24 protein-coding genes are annotated in these 21,583 nt (G+C 55.1%); 22 read left to right on the top strand and 2 right to left on the bottom strand.

Annotated features, from left to right (window positions below):
- Positions 1–9 precede the first annotated feature (9 nt).
- From flgL to JJB07_RS23895, 20 genes are all read left to right on the top strand, one after another.
- A complete protein-coding gene (flgL, locus tag JJB07_RS02535; RefSeq protein ID WP_201630831.1) occupies positions 10–918 on the top strand; it encodes a flagellar hook-associated protein FlgL in 909 nt (302 codons plus the stop codon).
- A 29-nt stretch (positions 919–947) separates the two neighbouring features.
- The gene (locus JJB07_RS02540) at positions 948–1,532 is read left to right on the top strand and encodes a DUF6470 family protein (RefSeq protein ID WP_201630832.1); all 585 of its coding nucleotides are present in this window, start codon (positions 948–950) and stop codon (positions 1,530–1,532) included.
- 62 nt (positions 1,533–1,594) lie between these two features.
- Entirely contained in the window at positions 1,595–2,032 is a 438-nt protein-coding gene (fliW, locus tag JJB07_RS02545) for a flagellar assembly protein FliW (RefSeq protein WP_201630833.1), read from the top strand.
- Positions 2,033–2,281 (top strand): carbon storage regulator CsrA, encoded by a 249-nt coding sequence (gene csrA, locus JJB07_RS02550; protein ID WP_201630835.1) that lies wholly within the window; start codon positions 2,033–2,035, stop codon positions 2,279–2,281.
- 179 nt (positions 2,282–2,460) lie between these two features.
- Positions 2,461–3,276, top strand: a complete 816-nt coding sequence (gene hag, locus JJB07_RS02555) for a flagellin Hag (RefSeq protein WP_201630843.1) — start codon at positions 2,461–2,463, stop codon at positions 3,274–3,276.
- A gap of 85 nt (positions 3,277–3,361) precedes the next feature.
- Positions 3,362–3,628, top strand: a complete 267-nt coding sequence (locus tag JJB07_RS02560; protein WP_201630845.1) for a DUF8042 domain-containing protein — start codon at positions 3,362–3,364, stop codon at positions 3,626–3,628.
- Positions 3,629–3,641: 13 nt separating this feature from the next.
- Complete coding sequence (locus tag JJB07_RS02565; protein ID WP_201630847.1) at positions 3,642–5,627, top strand: motility associated factor glycosyltransferase family protein; 1,986 nt, start codon at positions 3,642–3,644, stop codon at positions 5,625–5,627.
- On the top strand, positions 5,599–5,955 hold the full coding sequence (locus tag JJB07_RS02570; RefSeq protein ID WP_201630849.1) for a DUF8042 domain-containing protein: 357 nt from the start codon (positions 5,599–5,601) through the stop codon (positions 5,953–5,955). The genes JJB07_RS02565 and JJB07_RS02570 overlap by 29 nt, the downstream gene beginning before the upstream one ends.
- Positions 5,956–5,958: 3 nt before the next feature.
- A complete protein-coding gene (locus JJB07_RS02575) occupies positions 5,959–7,284 on the top strand; it encodes a motility associated factor glycosyltransferase family protein (protein ID WP_201630851.1) in 1,326 nt (441 codons plus the stop codon).
- Between the two features lies 1 nt (position 7,285).
- Positions 7,286–8,293: a polysaccharide biosynthesis protein gene (locus JJB07_RS02580; RefSeq protein WP_201630853.1), complete on the top strand. Its 1,008-nt coding sequence runs from the start codon at positions 7,286–7,288 to the stop codon at positions 8,291–8,293.
- A gap of 18 nt (positions 8,294–8,311) precedes the next feature.
- Positions 8,312–9,046 carry a cytidylyltransferase domain-containing protein gene (locus JJB07_RS02585; protein ID WP_201630856.1) on the top strand — a complete coding sequence of 245 codons (735 nt, stop codon included), beginning with the start codon at positions 8,312–8,314 and terminating at the stop codon, positions 9,044–9,046.
- A gap of 3 nt (positions 9,047–9,049) precedes the next feature.
- The gene (pseG, locus tag JJB07_RS02590) at positions 9,050–10,150 is read left to right on the top strand and encodes a UDP-2,4-diacetamido-2,4,6-trideoxy-beta-L-altropyranose hydrolase (RefSeq protein ID WP_201630858.1); all 1,101 of its coding nucleotides are present in this window, start codon (positions 9,050–9,052) and stop codon (positions 10,148–10,150) included.
- Positions 10,147–10,734: a formyltransferase family protein gene (locus JJB07_RS02595; protein WP_201630860.1), complete on the top strand. Its 588-nt coding sequence runs from the start codon at positions 10,147–10,149 to the stop codon at positions 10,732–10,734. The genes pseG and JJB07_RS02595 overlap by 4 nt, the downstream gene beginning before the upstream one ends.
- A gap of 3 nt (positions 10,735–10,737) precedes the next feature.
- Positions 10,738–11,793: a pseudaminic acid synthase gene (pseI, locus tag JJB07_RS02600; protein ID WP_201630862.1), complete on the top strand. Its 1,056-nt coding sequence runs from the start codon at positions 10,738–10,740 to the stop codon at positions 11,791–11,793.
- 24 nt (positions 11,794–11,817) lie between these two features.
- Positions 11,818–12,765, top strand: coding sequence for a dTDP-glucose 4,6-dehydratase (locus JJB07_RS02605; protein ID WP_201630864.1), 948 nt, complete (start codon positions 11,818–11,820; stop codon positions 12,763–12,765).
- A 14-nt stretch (positions 12,766–12,779) separates the two neighbouring features.
- Complete coding sequence (gene pseC, locus JJB07_RS02610) at positions 12,780–13,976, top strand: UDP-4-amino-4,6-dideoxy-N-acetyl-beta-L-altrosamine transaminase (RefSeq protein WP_347338310.1); 1,197 nt, start codon at positions 12,780–12,782, stop codon at positions 13,974–13,976.
- 170 nt (positions 13,977–14,146) lie between these two features.
- A complete protein-coding gene (gene fliD / locus JJB07_RS02615) occupies positions 14,147–15,709 on the top strand; it encodes a flagellar filament capping protein FliD (RefSeq protein WP_201630867.1) in 1,563 nt (520 codons plus the stop codon).
- Between the two features lie 20 nt (positions 15,710–15,729).
- On the top strand, positions 15,730–16,140 hold the full coding sequence (fliS, locus tag JJB07_RS02620) for a flagellar export chaperone FliS (RefSeq protein ID WP_201630869.1): 411 nt from the start codon (positions 15,730–15,732) through the stop codon (positions 16,138–16,140).
- The gene (fliT, locus tag JJB07_RS02625) at positions 16,141–16,485 is read left to right on the top strand and encodes a flagellar protein FliT (protein ID WP_201630871.1); all 345 of its coding nucleotides are present in this window, start codon (positions 16,141–16,143) and stop codon (positions 16,483–16,485) included. It abuts the gene before it with no gap.
- Between the two features lie 128 nt (positions 16,486–16,613).
- Positions 16,614–16,967 (top strand): flagellar protein FlaG, encoded by a 354-nt coding sequence (locus tag JJB07_RS23895; RefSeq protein ID WP_201630873.1) that lies wholly within the window; start codon positions 16,614–16,616, stop codon positions 16,965–16,967.
- 61 nt (positions 16,968–17,028) lie between these two features.
- Here the strand turns inward: JJB07_RS23895 and JJB07_RS02635 are convergent, their stop codons facing one another.
- Both JJB07_RS02635 and JJB07_RS02640 read right to left on the bottom strand, forming a co-directional pair.
- Positions 17,029–17,415: a hypothetical protein gene (locus tag JJB07_RS02635; RefSeq protein ID WP_201630875.1), complete on the bottom strand. Its 387-nt coding sequence runs from the start codon at positions 17,413–17,415 to the stop codon at positions 17,029–17,031.
- A 12-nt stretch (positions 17,416–17,427) separates the two neighbouring features.
- Complete coding sequence (locus JJB07_RS02640) at positions 17,428–17,712, bottom strand: hypothetical protein (protein ID WP_201630876.1); 285 nt, start codon at positions 17,710–17,712, stop codon at positions 17,428–17,430.
- Between the two features lie 151 nt (positions 17,713–17,863).
- Here JJB07_RS02640 and JJB07_RS02645 point away from each other — a divergent pair, with 151 nt between their 5' ends.
- Positions 17,864–18,997, top strand: coding sequence for a metallophosphoesterase family protein (locus JJB07_RS02645; protein ID WP_201630877.1), 1,134 nt, complete (start codon positions 17,864–17,866; stop codon positions 18,995–18,997).
- Positions 18,994–21,570 (top strand): ATP-binding protein, encoded by a 2,577-nt coding sequence (locus JJB07_RS02650; RefSeq protein ID WP_201630878.1) that lies wholly within the window; start codon positions 18,994–18,996, stop codon positions 21,568–21,570. The genes JJB07_RS02645 and JJB07_RS02650 overlap by 4 nt, the downstream gene beginning before the upstream one ends.
- The last annotated feature ends 13 nt before the right edge of the window (positions 21,571–21,583 follow it).

The following is a 21,583-nucleotide window of genomic DNA, read 5'->3' on the forward strand; positions in this document are numbered from 1 at the left end:
TTTGCGACCATGCGAGTCACGCAAAGTATGATGAACTCCCAGTTCATGCGCAATTTGAACTTGAACAACGACCGCTTGACCACCTACCAAGACCAATTGGCATCCGGGAAGAAACTCAACAAGCCGTCCGACGACCCGATCGCCGTCGGGTACGCGATGCGGTACGATCAGCAAATCTCTCGTAATGACCGCTACCAGCGCAACGTCGATGACGGGCAGAGTCAGCTCGAATACGTGGAATCGAACATCGGTGAGATAAATGACATCTTGCAACGCGCCCGTGAACTTTCGGTGCAAGGGGCAACCGGAACGATTCCGTCCGACGCACGCACGGCGATTGCCAATGAAGTTCACCAGTTGTACGAGCAAGTTGTGCAGATTGGGAACTCGAAGTTCAACGATCGCTACATTTACAACGGGCAGACGACCGACCTGCAACCGTTTGACGTCGCCAATGCGCCGTACCAGCAGACGGATAGCGGTAAGATTTCCTACATGATGAGCGAGGGCGCAAACATGGAGGTCAACGTGTTGTCGGATGATCTGTTCGGACCGCCGACCACGGCTGGTAATGAAGCCAACTCCGACAACGTCTTCGCCGTGCTTAAATCTCTGGAAACCGCGCTTCGCGCCGACGACGCGCCGGGTATCGAGAAAGCGCTTGGCAAGGTTCAAGACCGTTCGAACAAAATTCAATCGGTCTGGTCGGACGTCGGAGCGCGTATGAACCGCATCGATTTGATTACCAACCGCTTGAAGGACTATGACACGAACGTTCAAGGATTGCTATCCAAGACGGTTGACGTCGATGTCGCCGAAGCGATCATGAACATGAAAATGGCAGAGAACGTCCAGCAGGCTTCGCTCTCCACCGGAGGCAAGATCATCGTGCCGACGTTGGTGGACTTCCTGAAATAGATTCAGAACGGACTTCCGGGAGGTGAGGAATGATGTTAAGCACATCGTTGCGGCTTGAGCTGTCGCACGGAAACGCGCGGATTGGCGTCCAATCGACTCCGGGCAAGTGGGACATGCAACAACCGCATGCCGACATGGAGATCACGCAGAAGCCTGCAGTGCTGACCATCGACCAAGGTCCGGGTCAACTGGACCTTGACCTCTACACCGCACGGCGGGCCCTCGGATTTAAGAAGACGGGCGACATGCTCGCCGATGTCGCCGGCCAGACCAAGCAGATCGTGCTGGAGGCAATTGGACGAATCGTGGAAGACGGAAACCAGATGGCGGCGATCCAGAACCATCGCAATGTCGTCGCAGACCTTGCTCTGGAGCACCAAGACCTCGGCCCGATGCCGATTCAAGATGTTGATCCCGGAAGCTATAATCCGGTGGGAATTCACTATCAACCGCATGAGACCCAGTTGCACTGGGAAGTTCGCGGCACTGAAATTCACGCCACGCCGCACGCGGCGATCACCAACTACACGCCGGGCAAGGTGGACGTCTATCTCGACCAGAAGAACTGGTTACAGATTGACGTCAAGGGGCAATACATGAATAGAGAGTTCTGAGCAGGAGCGGAGCCGTTGGCACGCTCCTCTTGTTTACCTTTGGGAGAAAGTGAGGCGTCAGAATGGAGATTGCATCTGTTGTGCTGGGGAAATTGGAAGTTGAGGGTGACGCGGTCCTGACGTTTGCAGACGGTTTGTACGGATTTGAGGTGATCCGCGAATACGTCTTGGTGCAAACAGACGCGACCTTGCCATTTGCGTACATGCAAGCCAAGGACGAGCCCGGCATCTGTTTATTAGTCGCAGATCCCTTTGTCTTCAACCCTTCCTATGAATTCGATTTGAGTGCACAAGACACCCAAGCGTTGGGCAATCCGGCGCCGTCAGATTTGCAAATTTGGGTCACTGTGACCACCGAAGAGGAAATGGAACAATCCACGATGAATTTGCTTGCGCCGCTCGTGCTGAACACGACCACAAAAGTGGGCCGGCAGGTGGTGCTGCATGAGTCGGGCTACCAATCGCGCACTCCGATGTTCCCGAAAAAGGAGGCGGAGTAAGTGCTGGTCTTAAAACGCAAAGTAGGCGAATCAATTATGATTGGCGAAGACGTTGAATTGATCGTGCTGGAGAAGGAAGGAGATACCGTCAAGATCGGGATTCACGCGCCGCGAACCATTCGCGTGTTTCGCAAGGAACTCTATGAAGAGATCCGCCAAGCCAATCAACGTGCGTTTGCCTCCACATTGCCTCCGATGGCCGATCTGCAAAAAATGTGGCAGAAAAAATCGAAAATAGACGAAAACTAGCAGAATGGGCCTCTTAGATTGAGATAATCAATCATGAGGTCCATTTTTCGACTCAAACAGGCCTACAACGGGATTAAGCTTTCGAACTCCCGTGACGATATAGAAAGTGTAAGAGATTCTCTTACAAAAAATTGGTCCCACAAGGACGTGGGACGACAATTCCAGGGAGGAAACAAATCATGCGTATTAACCACAACCTTACCGCTCTGAACACCTACAACCGTCTGACCTCTAACACCGAAAACGCTTCGAAATCCATGGAGAAACTGTCTTCCGGTCTCCGCATCAACCGCGCTGGCGACGATGCAGCAGGTCTGGCAATCTCCGAAAAAATGCGTGGCCAGATCCGTGGTCTTGACCAAGCATCCCGCAACTCCCAAGACGGTATCTCCCTCATCCAAACCGCTGAGGGCGCACTGAACGAAACCCACGACATCCTGCAACGTATGCGTGAGTTGGCTGTTCAATCCGCGAACGGTACCTACACCACCACCGACCGTGCGAAGATCGCAGGCGAAGTTAACCAACTTCAAAAAGAAATCACCCGTATCGCGACCCAAACCGAGTTCAACACCAAGAAACTCCTCGCGACCGGTCTGACCCTTGACTTCCACGTTGGTGCGAACTCCGGCCAAACCATCACCCTCTCCATCAACCAAATGGCTGCTTCTTCCCTGAAAGTTGACTCCGGTAGCATCACCGTTTCGATCCGTGCGAATGCTGAAGCAGCAGTTGCAAACATCAACTCCGCGATCAACACCGTCTCCAAAGAACGCGCGAACCTTGGTGCTTACCAAAACCGTCTCGAGCACACCATCAACAACCTCAGCACCTCTTCCGAGAACCTCACCGCTGCGGAATCCCGCGTACGTGACGTTGACATGGCGAAAGAAATGATGAAGTTCACCAAGGACAACATCCTGTCCCAAGCGGCTCAAGCAATGCTCGCACAAGCGAACCAACAACCGCAAGGCGTACTTCAACTTCTCCGCTAATTGGTTCTCCAATTGGTCCAAAAAGAGCCAACCCATTACGGTTGGCTCTTTTTAAACGAAAAGAACGTATGGAGGCGATTTGAATTTGTTAGGAACAGAGTTGAAAGCAGTAGCTTCTAAGTTCTACCGCATGGAAATCAACTCCGCCGTGCAAGATTTGAATCGGGCGGTTGATCTCGTGGGAGAATTTGTATCAGAGGCGATTTCACAAGAAAAATTGTCGTCAGAACAATTGCAAGATGTTAACCAAACGCTGTCTTTGATTATGGACTGCCTCCAAAATGACGATTACATTCTGGTTGCAGACCTGTTCCAGCACGAGCTGGCGCCCCTGATCGAAGAACTTGGATAGATAGGAGTCAACCATGAACACAACTTTCCAATCCAACCAACTCTGCTTGAACGAATACAACCAACATATTTTTGCAATGATCGAAGAACAGCAACTGGAACCGGTCGAGACGCTGCACGTTGGCGAAGACATGATCTTCAAATTGGTCGATGAACAAGGGCGAGAGTTTTATTCAGCCAGCGTTTACGACCCCGTTCATGAAGCTGATGTTTATTTGGAAGGTGTGAATTTCGACAACACGGGCTATATCATATTTGGACTCTCTTCAACTGCACTGATCCGTACCGTTTTGGAACGAAAAACAGACAACTCGTGGGTATTTATCATCGAGCCGGATCTCCGACTCATCAAAGCGTTTCTTTCGGAATTTGATTTTAGCCGCTACCAGTCGGCAGACTTACAACGCATCGTTTTCTTTGGTGGAGAAGAAGCACAACTGAAAGAATATCTCTCCGCATTTTGTAACTCGTTGGTTGGCTATTACTTCATGCAAACGGAAGTATTGCGGACCTTCCCGGCCATCCGCCGGAACAAAGACTTGTTCGACCGTGCATACGAAGTTGTGGCGGGTTTCATAAAGTTGAATGTCACCAATATCGGAAATTCGTTGGACGATACCTTGATGGGGATCACGAACGAATTGAAGAATTTGAAATATATAATGAACCAAGAGAAACGCTTCAAACACCTCGAAAATGCTTACAAGGACAAGCCGATCATCTGTGTCGCTTCAGGACCGTCTCTGGACAAGCAAATTCCTTTGTTGCGAGAGGCCAAGGGGAAAGCCGTTATCATTTGCGCAGAATCCACCTTGCGGGTTCTCTTGAACAACGGAATCGAGCCGGACTTCGTCAGCATCCTCGAGCGGGGAACCCCCTCGTATGAGATCAGTCTCGCGGGGCTGGAAATTCCGCAAGAGACAGCGTTGGTAGGGCTTTCGCTGATCGATCATCGGATCTATGAGAAATGGCACCGCTACCAATTCACGAGTTTTAAATCAAACATTGCACACAGTCGTTTTTTGAACGAACTGTTTCACGGAGATTTTGGTGAGATGTATTCCGGCAATTCCAGCGCCCACATGAATTTCTCCTTGGCAAAATACTTGGGCGGAAACCCGATCGTGTTCATCGGCCAAGACTTGGCTTACTCAGAAACCGGGCAAACGCACAGCAAGGACAGTGTCTATGTGAACGGAACGAAGGGGCTGGATCAACAACAGATCGAGAGCATCCAAAAACCTCTGAAAACCGAGAAAGAAGATGAGAACAATGCGGTGTATCTGGACGGGTACTACGGCGGCAAAGTGAAGTCGCGCGACCTCTGGGCGATTTTTAAACAATGGATGGACAATTTGGTTCACCTACTTGGTGAAGGAATCCAAGTGATCAATTCGACAGAAGGCGGGGCACGGATTGAAGGATGTGAGCAAATTCCTTTCAAAGACGTTGTGGAAACCTACTGCCAGAATCCGATTCCCTCTATTTCCACCGTGTACGATCAACTTCCGATACCCGATCATGAACCGAAAGTCTACTTGCAGTTGCTTTGCAACCGCGTAGACGAAATCAAGCGAATCTACAAAGAAATTCGTGAGATGACAGACGTCAACCGCAAGAACTTGAAAGAGTTGTACGATGACATCGAGAACGGCAAATTGGATCTGGTCGAGGCAAGAGCGGCACGCGTGCTTCGTAACACGGAGAAACTGATTCACCACTTCTTGGCAGAACCGTACGCAGCATTTTTCTACCGTCCGTTGATCGCCAACTTGCACGTGAAGTCAAACCCGATCTCTCGCATCAGCTCTATGGAGCGGTTGCAAACGATTCTTCGGTACCAAGATTTCTTCATGCATCGCGTAATCTTCTTTGCTCATCAATTGGAGGAGACGTATGAGCAGGGCTTCCAACAGGTGGCAAAGGATTTCGGATATTCAGTGGATGATTTTGAGAGAGAGGTACTGGAAGATGGAGAACACGAAACAACTGGTGAGTGAGACCAAAGAGAGTTTGCAAGGCTATCTCCCAAAATTGATCCATGCTTGCGAAGACATCGCATCCCAACTGCAAAGCAGCCAAGATTCGTGGGTCCCTTTGTTCAACGCCCTGCTGGAAGGAGTTCAGTGGGTGATGAACGCTGTAACGGGGATTCAAAGCGTTCAATCGGAAGAACTTAGCCAGTTGAAGCTAACCCGGTTGCAAGAAGTGCTCGTCGAGGTGCAGGAAGCGCTTACCAACCAAGACATGGTGCTGTTCCCTGATCTGCTGGAGTATGAGTTGAAACCACTCTTGCAAACCTTCTTGGAACAAGTAGAAGGGAAGTAGTGAATGGTACGGGTTGCATTCACTGAGTCGAAAACAGGGCTTTTGACAGGCCGTTGCGAAGCGGAAGGCCGTGAATTTTGGTTGCACAGTCCGTATGATCCTGTACGTGAAGCAGAGCGTACGATGCAGGCACAACTTGCCGTCGCGCAGGAACCTTTTGACAGTTGGATTGTCTACGGCTTCGGTTGTGGTCACCATCTGCGAGCCTTGCTCAAAGAGCCGATGTTGGAAGGGAAATTGATCGAGGTTTGGGAAACCAACCTCGAATTTTTCCATTCGGTGTCTCAGAGACCGGAAGTGGCGGATCTGTTGGAGAATCCCCGGATTCGCGTACAGGCGACGGCGGACATCTCGGAGTTGGCGCGCTATAGCGAATCGTGGGAGGAGCAGAGACCGTTTTTACTCGTCCATGAGCCTTCGCTTCGGCTGATGCCTCCGCATTTGCAGCCGTTCCAAGAGTTGCTGGTTCGGTACAAGATGTTTCTCAATGGGTTGTCTTCGTTCGGAGAGCAGATGCAGGAAAACTTCCAGAAAAACGTCTCCCTCTCCAAGCCTGGTATCGCACGGTTTGTAGGTCAGTTTGAAGAGATTCCGTTTTTGCTGATTTCAGCGGGCCCTTCCTTGCAAAGGAATCTCCATCTGGTAGAAGAAGCCAAGAAACACTGTTTGGTCGGTTGTGTAGGTACGGCCTTGAAACCGGTCGTACAAGCGGGGGTTGAGCCTGATTTCTTCATGATCATCGATCCAAAAGAACAGGTTGCGGAACAAGTGGAAGGTCTTGAGGAACACCGATTGCCTTTCTTTTTCATGAGTACGGCGCATCATCGTGTGGCACAGCAACATCGCGGGCCGGCGTTTCTCGTCTACCAAGAAGGGTACGAACCAGCTGAGCGGGCAGCGCAGGAGCAGAACGAACCTACCGTGAAAACGGGAGGCTCTGTTTCGACGGCGCTGTTCGAACTGGTTTTGCAGTTTGGTGCGAACCCGGTTTGTTTAATCGGGCAAGACTTGGCCTATACGGATCAGAAAAGTCATGTGACAGGAGCTCACATGGAGCGCGAAGTTTCCGATCTGAGCGGGACGGTACACGTTGAGAATTTCTGGCGCACGGGTACCGTCCCGACGGTGCGCAACTTGGTGGTCTATCGCGATTATCTCCAACGTCGTTCCAGCGGACAGGGCGCTGCTCTGTACAACGCGACCGAGGGTGGCGCTTTTATCGAAGGGTTTCATCATGTGACATTGGAGTCGTTTCTAGATGAGGTTCGACACGTGGATGCAGAGGTAGCGCGGGGTCGGTTACGAGAGCTCGTACACGGGAGGAAGTAGGATGGATTACCAAGGAAAAAAAATCCTGATCATCGGCGGTACGGGAACGATCGGGTATATGTTGACAGACTATCTGCTTCGTGAGAACCCGCAGGTCATTCGAATTTTCAGCCGAGATGAGTACAAGCAGTTTACGATGCAGAGGGATTTTTCCGAATACGCCTCGCAGATGCGGTTTTTGATCGGGGATGTTCGGGACGGGCAACGGTTGGCTCGGGCGATGGAAGATATCGACTATGTTTTCCACTTGGCTGCCATGAAGCATGTTCCTTTTTGTGAGTACAATCCGTTTGAAGCTGTGCAGACGAATGTCATCGGGACGCAGAACGTCATCCAAGCTGCGATCCAGAACGGGGTTCGGAAAGTCCTGTTCACGTCAACGGACAAAGCCATCTCCCCGACCAACACGTACGGGGCGACCAAGTTAACGGCGGAGCGGTTGATCTCGGCTGCCGAGTACCAAAAGGGACCGAAACAGACGGTGTTTGCCTCGGTTCGTTTTGGCAACGTGATGGGCTCGCGCGGTTCGGTCATCCCCTTGTTTGAAAAGCAAATCGTGGAACGCCGTCAGATCACAGTGACCGACATGTCGATGACGCGCTATATGATGACGCCGAACCAAGCGATTACGTTGATGTTGAAAGCGACCTTGCTGTCCCAAGGCGGCGAAGTGTTTGTTCTCAAGATGCCGACGGTGCGGCTGTCCGACCTCGCCGAAGTCGTGATCGAAGAAGGAACCCGTAAGCACGGAATCACCGATGAGGTCGAGATTCTAGAGACCGGCATGCGTCCGGGGGAAAAAATGTACGAAGAGTTGATGACCGATGACGAACTTCGCCAATCGTTTGAAACTCCGGAGATGTTCATCATCCCGTCGCCGTTCCGAGAGCGTCATGACGAATATCCGGAAGCGGTCAAAACACTTCCCCGTGAAGTGTCGTCTCATACGGATCAACCGATCGACAAAGAAACCCTGCGCAATTGGATCTTGCAAGAGCGACTGCTGTAGGCACGAGGAGGAACCCCTATGACAAAAAAAGTCGTGATCATGCAAGCACGGATGGGTTCTACGCGCTTGCCCGGCAAAGTTTTAAAGACCTTGCACGGTAAAAGTGTGTTGGCACACGGCATTGAGCGTTGCCTGGCCATGAAGCATGCAGACGTGGTGGTCATCGCCACGACAGACGGCCCGGAGGACGACTTGATCGTGCAAGAAGCAGAGCGTTTGGGCGTTCCGTGCTTTCGGGGCAGTGAGCGCGATGTGCTCAGCCGCTACTACGGAGCGGCTCGTGCGCACGGGGCGGATGTCGTCATTCGCGTGACATCCGACTGCCCGTTGCTCGATCACGCCGTCGCGGACGATGTGGTGGAGCGTTTTCTCGCAGGTGTTTCCTATGACTATCTGAGCAACACGTTGGAGCGGAGTTTCCCGCGAGGATTGGATACGGAAGTATTTACGATGGAAGCCTTGGCAACGACGATGCAAGAAGCGGAGCAGGAGTTTGAGCGTGAACATGTCACGCCGTTTCTCTATCGAAATTCGGAGCGCTTCCATGTCGGGTCCTATGCGTGGAGCCAGGATCTCTCGCGCTACCGGTGGACGCTGGACACGCAAGAAGATTGGGAGTTGATCTCTGCCGTGTACGACCGCCTCTATGAAGGCAAGTTGTTCGGTTGGCGGGAGGTTTTGGCGTTGATGGAGCGGGAGCCGGAACTGACAGCGATCAATGCGCATGTGGAGCAGAAAAAGTTAGGGGAGTAAGCGATGAGTGCACAACCGGTTTCGATCTGGATTCGTGCCGATGCTTCTGTTGGAACCGGCACGGGGCATGTCATGCGGTGCTTGACGCTGGCTCATGAATTGCGGGAAAAGGGCGCACACGTGCGCTTTCTCTCGCGGCTGTTCCCGGGGAACCTCTGTGATTTCGTGTCTGACCAAGGCTTCGACGTCGTGCGCCTGCCTTGGCAGGAATCGGACGTGGAGCCATGGTTGGGCGTGACGTGGCAAGAAGATGCGCAGCAGGTTCTGGACGTGCTTCGTGCAGAGGGACAACCCGTCGATTGGCTGATCGTCGATCACTACGGATTGGATGCGCGGTGGGAACGGCAGGTGCGCGGAGGTGTCCGCCGGCTTATGGCGATCGACGACACGGCCGACCGTCCGCACGAGTGCGATCTGCTGCTGGATCAGAATTTGCATGAGCAGTCGGAGGCGCGATATCGCCACCTCGTGCCTTCGTCCTGCGAGACGCTGTTCGGCCCGCACTTTGCGCTGTTGCGGCCGGAGTTTCGAGAGACGCGCAAGCAAGTTTCGGTTCGACAACGAGGCATCAAAAAAATCTTGGTCTTCTTCGGAGGCACCGATCCGACGCGAGAAACGGAGAAAGCCGTAGAAGCGTTGGCGAGTTTGCAGCCTGCCGATTGGACGTTCGATGTCATTGTCGGCGGGACCAACCCGCAACGGGAACGAATGGAGCAACTCGTAGCGGGGACGTCAAACGCCGCTTTTTATTGCCAAGTTTCCGATATGGCGGCGAAGATGGCCGCGGCCGACCTCTCGATTGGAGCGGGCGGTTCGGCGACATGGGAGCGTTGCTGCCTGGGCTTGCCGTCCCTGCAGATCGTCGTCGCGGACAACCAGCGTGAAATCGCGGAGAATGTCGCACGCGTCGGAGCGAGCGTTACTCTCGGGGAAGCGGTTGAGGTAACGGCAGATCGAATCCGAGCAGGAGTCGAGCGCTTTTTGACCCGGCCGGAGACGTTGGCGGAAATGTCCCGACGCGCCATGAAACTGGTTGATGGAGAAGGGGCCGCACGAGTTGGAGAGCGCTTGCTTGCATGTGCAGAAAGGGAGGAACGGGCATGAAAATTCTCTTGCTCGGGCCGGAACGACCGGAGTTTGTGGCGTATCTGCGCGCAAAGGGCGATGACGTTCATGTAACGGAAGCGCCGCTCCACGGTACGTCTGAGCTCTTGGAGGGCGTGGATTTTCTCATCAGTTACGGGTATCGCCATATCTTGCGTGCAGATGTGCTCGACCGGTTTCCGAAGCGGGCGATCAATTTGCACATCTCCCTGTTGCCGTGGAACCGCGGCGCGGACCCGAACTTGTGGAGTTTTTTGGAGGATAGCCCGAAGGGCGTCACGATTCATGAGTTGGACCCGGGGATCGACACGGGCGGCATTCTCGCGCAACAGGAAGTCGGCTATGAGCACGACGACACGCTGGCTTCGAGTTACGCCCGACTGACGAGCGCGATCCAAGAGTTGTTCTTCCGCGAGTGGCCGGGGATCCGCAACGGAGAGACGCAAGCACGCCTGCAAGTACAGGGTGGAAGTTTCCATCTCGTCAAACACAAACAGCCGTACGAACATCTCCTGACCGCGGGCTGGAACACTCCGGTCCGCGATTTGATCGGGAAGGCGCTTACGAATCCGCAGGGGGTGTAGAACATGACACAACAAGCCATCCAGTTGGGGCATCTGCAAGTCGGGCCGGGTCACCGTCCCTTTGTGATCGCCGAGATGTCCGGCAACCACAACCAATCGTTGGAGCGCGCGCTGGAGATCGTCGAAGCGGCGGCAAAAGCGGGCGCACACGCCCTGAAGATTCAAACGTACACACCGGACACGATGACGCTCGATTTGGCAGAGGGCGAATTTTTCATCGAGGACCCGAATTCTCTCTGGAAGGGTCGTTCGCTGTACGAGCTCTACGGAGAAGCCTACACGCCGTGGGAGTGGCACAAGCCGATCTTCGACCGCTGTCGGGAATTGGGCATGATCGGGATCTCGACCCCGTTCGATCACACGTCGGTCGATTTTCTTGAATCGCTCGACGTGCCGTTCTACAAGATCGCTTCATTTGAAAACACCGACCACGCACTGCTGCGCAAGGTCGCTGCAACGGGCAAGCCGATGATCATCTCCACGGGGATGGCGAGCGTTGCCGATTTGGATAAAACGGTGCGCGTGTGCCGCGAAGCCGGTTGCCAAGATCTCATCTTGCTCAAATGCACGTCGACGTACCCGGCAACGGCGGAGAACACCAACATCTTGACGATCCCGCACATGCGCGACCTGTTCGATGTGCAAGTCGGCTTGTCCGACCACACGATGGGTGTCGGCGTGGCAGTCGCCAGCGTAGCGCTTGGCGCAACCGTCGTCGAAAAGCACTTCACGCTCCGACGAGCAGACGGCGGCGTCGACTCGGCGTTTTCCTTGGAGCCGGAGGAGTTGGCAAGTCTCGTCGTGGAAACCGAGCGCGCTTGGCAAGCGCTTGGGCAGGTCTCGTACGGTGCCACGGAGAAGGAGAAAGCGTCCATGCGCTTCCGCCGCTCTCTGTACATCACCGCTGATCTGCAAGCCGGAGACATCTTGACGGCGGAGAACCTGCGGGCCATCCGTCCCGGTTTCGGTCTCGCCCCGGAGCATTACGACCTGTTCCTTGGCAAAAAAGTAAACCAAGACGTCAAGCGCGGCACGCCGCTGAGCTGGGACTTGATCTAAACATTCGCGAGGAGTTGTGAGAACATGAACGTATTTCTGACCGGCGGCGCCGGATTTATCGGTCGTTGGGTGGCGAAACGCCTCTTGAACGACGGCCATAACCTGTGGATTCTCGACGACCTCTCGAACGGTCGCAAGGAAAACCTCGACGAGTTCGAAGGGCACCCGAACTTCAAAAAATTCGTCGTCGGCGATATCAAAAACGAAGCGACGCTCGCGGAGCTTTTTGAAGAAGGGCAGTTCGACCTCTGCTACCACCTCGGAGCTTCGATCAACGTGCAAGACTCGATCGACGACCCGCGCACCACGTTCAACAACGACACCGTGGGCACGTTCTACGTCATGGAACAAGCGCGCAAACACAACGTCAAAGTCGTGTTCATGAGCACCTGCATGGTCTATGAGCGTTCCTTGGACGAATCGGGCATCACCGAATCGCACCCGACCAAACCGGCGTCCCCGTACGCAGGTGCCAAGATCGGCGCGGAGAACATGGTGCTCTCCTATTTCCACTCCTACGACTTGCCGGTCGTCGTCGTGCGTCCGTTCAACACCTACGGCCCGTTCCAGAAAACCGGGGGCGAGGGCGGTGTCGTGGCGATCTTCGTCCGCAACCAACTGAAAGGCTTGCCGCTGAAAATCTACGGCGAAGGCACGCAGACCCGCGACCTGCTGTTCGTAGAAGACTGCGCGCGCTTCGTTGTAGAAGCCGGCTACACAGACGCGGTCAACGGTGAAATCGTCAACGCAGGTCTTGGTCGCGACATCGCGGTCAACGACCTCGCCGAACTGATCTCCGGCGGCACCGTCGAGATTCAGCACGCCGAGCACATCCACCCGCAAGCTGAAATTCAGAAGCTCCTCTGCAACTACGACAAAGCGAAACGCCTGATGGGCTGGGAGCCCAAAGTCTCGCTTGAGGAAGGCATCGAACGCACCCGCGAATGGATCAAAACCAGCCACCTCATGTAAGGGAGGAAATTTCTGTGGAAAAACTCGCCCTGTTAGGCGGCACTCCGGTGCGTACCTCCGTCCTCTCCTACGGCCAGCAATGGATCGAGGAGCAGGACATCCAAGCGGTCGTCGATACGCTGAAAAGTCCGTTTATCACGCAAGGCCCGGCGATTGACGCGTTTGAGCTTGCAGTCGCCGAGTCGTGCGGCGCGAAGTACGCCGTCGCTTTTACAAACGGCACGGCCGCTTTGCACGGGGCTGCGTTTGCAGCGGGCATCGGGCCGGGAGATGAAGTCATCACATCGCCGATCACGTTCGTCGCCTCGTCCAACTGTGTGTTGTACATGGGTGGCACGCCTGTTTTTGCCGACATCGACCCGCGCACGTACAACCTCGATCCGGAAGTCGTGCGCGGCAAGATTACAGATCGCACGAAAGCGTTGATTCCGGTCGACTTCACGGGGCAGCCGGCCGACATGGAAGCGTTCCGCAAACTTGCCGACGAGCACGGTCTCGTGTTGATCGAAGACGCCGCGCATTCGCTGGGCGCTTCGTACCAAGGGCGCAAAGTCGGAACGCTCGCCGACATGACGATGTTCTCGTTCCACCCGGTCAAGCACATCACGACCGGCGAGGGCGGCATCATTGTAACGGACAGCGAGGAGTACGCGGAGAAACTCCGCCTGTTCCGTTCACACGGCATCACTCGCGAACCGTCGATGCTGACCAAGCCGGAGGAAGGTCCGTGGTACCACGAGATGCATGCGCTTGGCTACAACTACCGCATGACCGACTTGCAAGCGGCGCTTGGCAACTCGCAGATGAAGCGTCTCGACGAATTCGTCGCCCGCCGCCGTGAGATCGTCGCGGCGTACGACCAAGCGTTTGCCGAATTCGACGGCATCGTCACGCCGTTCCAGCAGGAAGACACGAACTCGTCGTGGCATCTCTACATCTTGCGCTTCACCCGAGACAAGTTCACGGCGTCGCGCAAGGAAATCTTCGAAGCTCTGCGCGCAGAGGGCATCGGGGTGAACGTCCACTACATCCCGGTCTATACCCAACCGTACTACCAAGCTCTCGGGTATGAAAAAGGTCTCTGCCCGCATGCAGAGGCCCTCTACGAAGAGATCGTCACGATCCCGCTGTTCCCGAAGATGACCTCCGAGGACATCGAAGACGTGGTGCGCGCCATCGGCAAAGTCCACGCACACTTCTACAAAGCCTGACAAAAAAAGTCCGTCTCCCGAGAGACGGACTTTTTTTGCCCTCTTACAGAGTATACTGGAGCTAGTAGATGATAGCTTGCGTAAATGGGGAAATTCAGCCCTCAGAGATACAGATCTCTATGCCGATACTGGTAACTAGAGAAATGTATTCGGTAAAGGGAGTGACGTTCATGCCGACTCGAATCAATGGATTAGGAACCTCCGGCCTTGACACAGATACACTGGTCAAACAATTGATGCAAGCCAAGCGTATTCCGATTGATAAAATGGTTCAAAAGAAAACGCAACTCGAATGGAAGCGAGACGCGTACCGTGATATGAACACCGTATTGTCCGGGTTCCAAACGGCCGTCGATAAACTCAATCTGCAATCGACTCTTCTTTTGAAAAAAGCCACCTCCAGCGACGAGACGAAAGTCAGCGCCACCGCGAGCTCGGGATCGATCAACGGTACCTATAACCTCGTCGTCAAACAAGTGGCGAAGGCGGCGCAAGTGAGCAGCACGTCGACACTCGGGATTTCATCGAATGTGAGCCAAAGCCTCACCGCGACAGGGACCAGTTTTGACCTGACCGGCGAATTGGGCACGCAGACGATCAACATCGCTGCGGGGAGTACCATCGGGTCGACTGTGCAACAGATCAACGCAGTCTCTTCTCAGACAGGTGTGAAAGCGGTCTATGACCAAGCGATTGACAAATTCACCCTGGTTTCGACCAGCACGGGTGCGGCGTCCAAGATCCAATTGAAAGAGAATGACGGTCAGAATTTCCTCTCCGGAACACTCAAACTTGCGGTCACCAACGACCCGGTCGCAAACCCCGGTTCCATTGACCAAACGGCCGTCGTCACGGGGCAAGACGCCATCGTCAACTTGAACAATGGTGGAGACAACAACGTGCGGACCAATAACTTTACGTTGAACAACATCACCTTCAACATCAAGGCCGACCCGGCCTCGTTTGGGGTGGCGCAATACAATGTGAGCTTGAGCGTCGATACGGACGTCGATGGCATGTACAACAACATCAAGACTTTCGTAGATAAGTACAACGAAGTCATGGACAAAGTCGGGGACAAGCTCGCGGAACCGGTGAACCGCGACTACCTGCCGCTGACTGATACGCAGAAGGCAGACATGAAGGATGCTGATATTGCAAGCTGGACCGCAAAAGCGAAGTCCGGGTTGTTGCGCCGAGATGATGTTCTCGCACCGGCTCTGGATTCGTTCCGTTCACTGGCGACAGATTCGGTGGGGACCATTTCCGACCCGAACTACAGCTCGCTGTCTGCCATCGGCATCGGTGGTCCGACTGTCACGGGCATGAACAACTTCCAATACACCGACAAGCATCTGTACATTGATGAGACCAAGCTGAAAGCGGCGCTGACCGCCGATCCGGATTCGGTCGTCAAACTGTTCACCGACTACAGCGCCAGCGACTACGATTCCAAGGGCGTTATGACCAACTCGAAAAATGAAGGGATTGCATCCCGTCTTTCCTACGCGGTCAAAAACGCACTCCGGTCGGTCGGCGATCGCATGAGCACAAGTCCGTCGCTCAGCCCCTTAACCAAGCAGATCAACGACTATAACACGACGATTTCCGAGCAAACGTCTAAACTCAGTACGTACGAACAGCAATACTACTCGCAATTTGCGTCTCTGGAAACCATGCTGACCAAGATGCAAACGCAGGGCAGTTGGCTGATGTCTCAATTGGGTAATTAATTTAGGGGGAGGAAACACCGATGTCTATGAACGCCGCTACCTATCAGAAATCCTACAACAACGCCCAGGTAATGACCGCCCCACCTGGTGAACTCACCCTCATGCTTTACAACGGAGCCATCAAGTTTCTGAAAATCGCCAAGACCGCTATGGAAGCGAAAAAGATCGCAGACACCAACCACAACATCCAGCGCGCGCAAGACATTATCTCCGAGTTGATGTGTACGCTGAACATGGATGTGGAGATTTCCAAGAACCTGATGGCGCTCTATGAATTCATGAACAACCATCTCTTGCAAGCGAACATCCAAAAAGACCCGAACCTCGTCCAGGAAGTTCTCGACCTCGTCGAAGACCTGCGCAACACCTGGGTTGAAGTCATCAAGACCACCCGCCTCCAAACCGCCAAAGCGGCAAACGGGATGGCCTAGATGCGTGAGATCTTGATCGCCTACCGCGATGCAACCCAGGCCGTCGTCGACCTGCTCGCACCGGGAAGCAAAACGGTGGACACCGCCCGCTTGGAGATGTTGTTGGACGTGCGCGATTCTTTGATCGCCACCCAGCCGACACTTCCCAACGTGCGTCAAGATGCCGAACTCGCGGCGCTTGCCGACGAGATTCTGCGTCTCGACCAACTCGCCCGCGATCTCGTTTCCCGTGCGATGCAGCAGACCCAAGCCACCATCAACCAGATGAACAACACGTCCCGAAAAGCTTCGAGGTACGAGCAAGCCTACGCGCCGGACGCGTACTTCATCGACAAAAAAAAGTAAACCACCTGTCCACAGTCGCTCTCATCCCTTTCCCGCTCTCTTCTGTGGATAGATTCATGGTTATACACAACACCTGTGCATAACTTATCCAGAGTTGTGAATAAGTCCTTGAAAGGGAGGGAGTAGACGTGCAAGTATCCAGAACTCCGCAAGCCATCACATCGCCTGAGACAGACCAGAGAGGCAAGGAACCGGTCGCACAACCGCAGACGGTTTCCGAACCTCCACTTATCCCGTCGAATGCGTCAAAGTCCAAGGCCGAGCAGATTGAAGCCAGTTTCAACCGCATTCAGAAACAACTTCAAGACATGCAGGACACCAAGGTTCAGATGGACTATGACAAAGACCTGGATCGAGTCATCGTCAAGTACTCCAGCAGGACCACGGGTGAAATGATTCACCAGATTCCTTCCGAGCAGTTTGTAGAATTTGAGAAGGAATTCGTCAAGTCTGTCGGTTTGCTTTTCGACAAGAAAGTCTGATACGAATCCTACGAAAAAAGCCCGTGCCCCTCGTCTGAGGGGCACGGGCTCTTTTTCACGTTTACAGGGAGAATGCAATCGACACGAGAATCATCAGGACAGCCGCGACGAGAAACGTAATGTCCCGTCCGCGTTCTTCCAAAGCTCTCGCGTCCTTGGCGTTCAGGTTGCGGTTTGATTCGTCGTGTTCGCGTTTCTCTTCGACCGTTTTGAACTTCAACATCGCCAAGTAGTTCGGCACGCCCATTCGACGGCGGAAACTGGCGAGGCGGGAGAAAATCACGACCCCGATCATGAGATAGATCAAGCCGAACTGAAACACCCCGTTCGAAATACGCGTGAACAGCTCCGGTTCTGCATCGGAGCCGTAGCGCAACCATTGGTAGAGTGCGACGATCACGGCGCTGACGAGGCCGATCAACAGGCCCCGCGTCACTCCTTTGCGCATGAGGGTCCCCTCCTACAGGTTGTAGATGCTCTCGACTTCTTCGTTCTCGAATTCCATCGTCCGCTCGCGGTTCTTCTCGCGGAACGAGACGACGTAATGCGTATACGTACGTTCCTTCAACAACAGATCGGTCACACCGAAGTCCGTGCTCAACTTCGCGGCGAGGTCGGTCTTGGCCGCCTGCGCTTCCTCATCCGGCGCGATCATCTCAATCGCCACCATCTGCGTCCAGCTCAGCAGGAGCAAGTCGAGGTCCGGCATGATTTCAACTTCCAAATCGTCTACGTAATCAGACACAGAAATCCCTCTCTCGTTTCAAAGCTATTTTCTATCTTACCACATTTTGCTGACGATCAACCCCGAAACCCTTTTCGCAGCAGGGAAAAAGCGTACAGACCCAGAACTTGTACGGTAGCAAAAGGAAAACGGAAAGGGAGCTGGGACGAGCATGCGTGAGACGATCAGGCTGTTGCAGGCGGGAGATCTACATATCGGAACGGCTTTCTCCGGCAGTGGGTTTGGCGTGGAGAAAGCCAGACGTCGCCGACGGGAAGTGTTGGGCACATTTCGCCTGTTGTGTGAAGCGGCGCTGACCCATCGGGTCGATGCGTTGTTGTTGACGGGAGACCTGTTCGAAGCAGAGTGGGTGACGGAAGCGGAAGTCGCAGAAGTGCGGCACTTGCTCGGCACACTGCGTCTGCCGGTGCTGATTACGCCCGGCAACCACGACGCGCTGCTTGAAGGGAGCCCCTACTCGTGGGGCGAATGGCCGGACAACGTCCACCTCTTCGGCCCGCAAGTGGAAGCCAAGCACCTGCCGGAACTCGGCTTGACCGTACACGGCTACGGCTATGGTCAGAAGTGGGTGCGCGAGAATCCGATGCAGGACTATCGCGTGCCGGAGGATGAGCATCTGCACGTCGTCATGATTCACGGCTCCTACGATTCACCGCAGGGCACCCCCTATTGGCCGATCACCCGAGACGAACTACTGTCATTGGGAGCCGATTACGTCGCTCTCGGCCATTACCACCAACCGCAAGTCCTGCTCGATTCCGGAGGTCTCATGCAAGCCGCCTACGCGGGTTCTCTGGAACCGCTTGGCTATGACGAAACGGGAGAGCACGGCGCGTTTCTGCTCCAATTGCAACGGGGCGGGGCGCGGGTGGAATGGTTGCCTGTCGCCCAGCGCGCGTACCGCCGCATCGAAGTGGATCTCGACGGATGCACGAATTTACTGGACGTCGCAGACCACATTCGTGCTGTCGTTCCCGAAAGTTCGCGGGGACGCGATTTGATCGAAGCCGTCTTGAACGGTGCGATCGACCCGGCGTTGCACCTCGATTTGCAAGACCTCGCCGAACGATTGCAGAACCTCGTGTTCCACTTGCGCTTGACCGACCGCACCCATCCCGATCTCGACGGCGACGCGTATGCGCCGAGCTCGGCTGGAGGCCGGTACGTGGCAAAGATTCGCGAGCGCCTGAGCGCGGAGACGGACGAGGAAAAACGTCGCGTGCTGGAACGCGCGCTGGTGATCGGACTGAATGCGTATGAACGCGGCAAGGTGGTGAACTCATGAAGATTCAAAAAGCCCACATCGACGGCTTTGGCCGCTACGCCGAACGAGACTTCGAGTTCGGTGACGGCCTCAACGTGATCTACGGGAAAAACGAAGCGGGCAAGTCCACGCTCCAACACTTCCTGCTCGCCATGCTCTACGGCCAGAAAAACCCCAAGCGCAAGCGCACCGTGTATGTAGAAGAGGAACAAAAGTACCGCCCGTGGCAAACCGGCACCTACGGCGGGAAACTCTGGTTCAGCACGGAGGGCACCGACTATCGCGTTGAGCGCAACTTGCGCCGTGAGGACGAATGGGTACGGGTGTTCCTGAACGAAACGGGCGAGGAGATCACGAGCCACTTCGACCTCGATTCCCGCAAAGAACCTTCCTTCGCGCAAGTTTTGCTGGGCGCGGACCGCGACCTTTTTGCCCATGCGTTGTGTGTCGGGCCTGTGCAAGACCGCGACCGTCTCGCGTGGTTGAAATCGTCCGTGCGCCAAGGAGGTCGAGCCGGGGAGGAAGGTCAGGAGCCGGCGACGCACGAGCAACAGCAGATGCGCCTCGCCGAAGAAGTGATCGCCAAGTACCTCGAGTCGCTCGGCACCGAACGCGCCGCTTCCAAGCCTTACGGACAAGCTCTGAAACTGCGCGACGAACGCCACCGTGAACTCAACGACGCTCTGGAGCGGGAACGCACCCAAGCCGGAGCTCGACAAGAAGCGGAGCAGACCGAGTCGCAATGGCAAGAGTTCGTCCGCGACGAGCAGATGTTGCGCGACGCTTTTTTTGAAAAACTCACCTGCTTCCTGAGCGTGCAAGGAGCCAAGCGCGGGGAACTCCAAGGGCGGATCGCGCAACTCGCCCACGCGCTCGACCAAAACCGCGAAGCAGCCCGCAACGAACTCGACAACTTGAGCGAAGAGACGTTCCGTGAACTGCAGAACGACTTCAACCGCTTCGTCAACGCCAAAAAGGAACTCGACTCCTACCAAAAGCGCCTCGATGCGCTCCTTGAGGAGTCGCACACGGCGTCCTCCTACGTCGACCAACACCGCAACTTCGACGAAGCACAACTGCTCGACGTCGAACGCACCGCCCAGCGGTTGGAATGGTACGAGAGCCGTCTGAGCCCCAAGGAACTCCACGCGGACGACGAAGCCGACTCCGAGTTCGAAGGCAACTCCGCGCCGTCCCGACAGGCCCCAAGCGATCGAGACACCCTCGTCGCCCGTCAAAAACAACAGCGCGGCAAAGTCTGGATGTTCGGGGCCGCCGCCGTCCTCACCACGCCGCTTACGTTCCTGCACTGGGCCGCGATCTTCGTCGTGCTGATTTGCATTTCGCTTGCCGTCATGACAGCTCTGAGCATTCCGCGCATCCAGGGCGACATCGAACACTGGGATGCCGAACGAGAGCGCGAAGCTCTGGAACGGGAAGCGGACCTCGCCGAACAAGCCCGCTTGGAGCGACACCTCCAAGACCTGCTCGCCGACTTCTCCGTCGACACGCCGCGTCAATATCGCCAGAAGTGGAACAACTTGCTCAAAGCCCGCGAACAAGCCGCGCTCTACGAACGGCAAAACCTCTGGCTCTCCGGCGAAGTTTCGCGCGCCAAGGGGGAGCGCGACATCCTCGCTCGTCGCCTGCTCCGCCAGATCGGGGGCGAAGAGTCGAAAGCAAGCCGTCTCGACACCGAACAAGTGCGCCAAGCGATCTATCTCTGGGAGCGCCGTTTCAACGAAGCGAAGGCTCTCCAAAACCAAGCGTCCGTCTGGGAGCGCGAGTTGGATCTCTTGAATTTCGAACTGCAAACGCTGGAATCCGACCTGTCGCGTTGGGAGGAGATCGCCGCCCGCTTCGGCTTGCAAATCGAACCGCCGTCTCTGCTGTTCCAACCGGAGGACGTCGAATCTGCCGAACTCGACTCCCTCTACCAAAGCTGGGATGCGGCCGAACGACTTCTGCTGGAACAAAAGTCGAACGTCGCCGAAGCCACCACGCGCTACCGAACGCTCGTCGAAGGCCAGAAGTCGCTCTCCGATCTGCTTTTGGAAAAAGAGCTCGCCGACGCCGACCTCTCCGCCCTCGAATCGGAGCGCAGCGCCCTGTTGCTCGCCCAAGAAGTATGGGGCGAAGTTCGGGAGGAACTCTATCAAACGGTGGCCCCGAAATTTGCCTCCACGCTCGCAGAAGTCGCCGCCCGAATCACCCAAGGCCGCTACGGCGACATCACCTTGGACAGCTCCGATTCGGTAAAAGCCCTCTCGCCGGACTCCGGCTACACCGTAGACTTGAGCTCGCTCAGCGAAGGCACGATCGACCAGATTTCGTTTGCGCTCGGGCTGGCACTCTCGGGATGGAGCATTCCGGGCGGCGACGTGCTGCCGTTGTTGCTCGACGAACCGTTCCGGCGCTACGATGACGACCGCCTCGATGCGGTGCTCCAAGTCTTGCTGGAAGAAGCGAAGCACCGCCAGATCTTCCTGTTCACATGCCGGGAGCAAGAGGTCGAACGCGTCCTGCAAGCAGGAGGAGACGGAGTCCGGCTGGTTGAGTTAAACTCGGCTAAGTATGGTATGATAAACCAATAAGTCGTTGATTAGG

This window comes from Tumebacillus amylolyticus, from assembly GCF_016722965.1.
GTDB lineage: Bacteria > Bacillota > Bacilli > Tumebacillales > Tumebacillaceae > Tumebacillus > Tumebacillus amylolyticus.